This is a genomic window from Erysipelatoclostridium sp. MSK.7.34 (assembly GCF_019041935.1).
GTDB classification, from domain to species: Bacteria; Bacillota_I; Bacilli_A; order Erysipelotrichales; family Coprobacillaceae; genus Thomasclavelia; species Thomasclavelia ramosa.
Genome location: NZ_JAHPYJ010000061.1, coordinates 1 through 1,375, shown reverse-complemented (window position 1 = coordinate 1,375; position 1,375 = coordinate 1). Strand labels below are relative to the sequence as shown.

The window sequence follows — 1,375 nt, the reverse complement described above, 5'->3', positions numbered from 1 at the left end:
TCTTTTTAAATAGTTTTAACATCTTATTTCAATTCAGGCCAGAAATCTTTATTCGCTTCAATTAAATCATCTAAGATTAATTTCGCTACTCTTGCACTTGGTACTGTTTTTGATAATGTGATTGCTTGCCATAATTTTTGATAGCTTCCTGTTATCCATGCATCTACTACTAATTTCTCTACTGATACTTGTTGTTCCATTAATCCCTTTTGGAATTGTGGAATTGATCCCTGACAGATTCTTTCATATCCGCTGCTTCCTACGATACATGGAATCTCTACCATTGCCGTACGGTCAAAGTTTTCTACTGCTCCTTCATTCGGTACGATCAATAACATTTTTTCTTTAGTGTTTTTAGCAATTGCACAAGCTAAGTCAACAATATATTCAGCATGCGCATCTGGTTCAAACCCTCCGTCTACAGCTGTTCCTTTTTCAATGATCTTTCTACAAGCTGTAAAGATATTCTTTTCTCGATGCTCCATTACTTCATTTGCCCGTGTATGTTCCGGATTAGTATGTTCTACTACATAATCAGGATATAAATAATATTTTAAATATGTGTTTGGGATTGTTTCTGGATCTAATGCATAAACATCTTTTGCTTTTGCGAATGTTTCAATCCAGCTTTGTTCCACGTGCTGATTCGTTCCTGACAGTGCATCTGCAAAACCATTAGCTGCCATATGCTTCTTGATTTCCGGCATTAAGTCATTACCGTCTTTATCTTCAATTTTATGCCACCATCCAAAGTGGTTTAATCCATAATATCCAACAGACATCTCTTTACGTGACTTTAACCCTACCATGTTAGCCATCTTTTCTTCAAGATCGATTGGCATGTCACAGATATTTAAGATCTTAGAATCAGGACGTAATCTTCTTGTTGCTTCAGCTACGATGGCAGCTGGATTAGAATAATTTAACATCCAGGCATTTGGAGAATATTTTTCCATGTAATCCAGAATTTCAATAACCCCGCCAATAGAACGCATGCCATAAGCAATTCCACCAGGACCACAAGTTTCTTGACCAACAACATTATATTTCATTGGAATCTTTTCATCTTTTTCACGCATTGCATATAATCCAACACGAATATGACACATAACGAAGTCAACATCAGTAAAAGCTTCTTCTGGATCAGTAGTATAAGCGAACTCAACTTCTGGTGCATTTTCTTTTAAATAAATTTCACAGGCTTTAGCGATGGTTTCTTGACGTTCCGCAAAATTATCATAAAATTTAATTTTTCTAATTGGAAAACGATCCATATGATCTAACAATAATAAACAAATCCCAGGTGTGAAAGTACTTCCACCACCAGCAATAACAACTGAATATTTCTTTTCCATTTTCTTTTTCTCCTCTGTTT

General features: G+C 35.5%; 1 protein-coding gene. It reads right to left on the bottom strand.

Features of this window, described 5'->3' with window-relative positions:
- Positions 1 to 23 precede the first annotated feature (23 nt).
- A complete protein-coding gene (locus KTF99_RS16745; protein WP_003537319.1) occupies positions 24 to 1,355 on the bottom strand; it encodes a 6-phospho-alpha-glucosidase in 1,332 nt (443 codons plus the stop codon).
- Positions 1,356 to 1,375: the final 20 nt, after the last annotated feature.

Coding starts and splice junctions, on each gene's coding strand:
- KTF99_RS16745 (WP_003537319.1), bottom strand. CDS start 1,355: ATGGAAAAGAAATATTCAGTTGTTATTGCTGGTGGTGGAAGTACTTTC.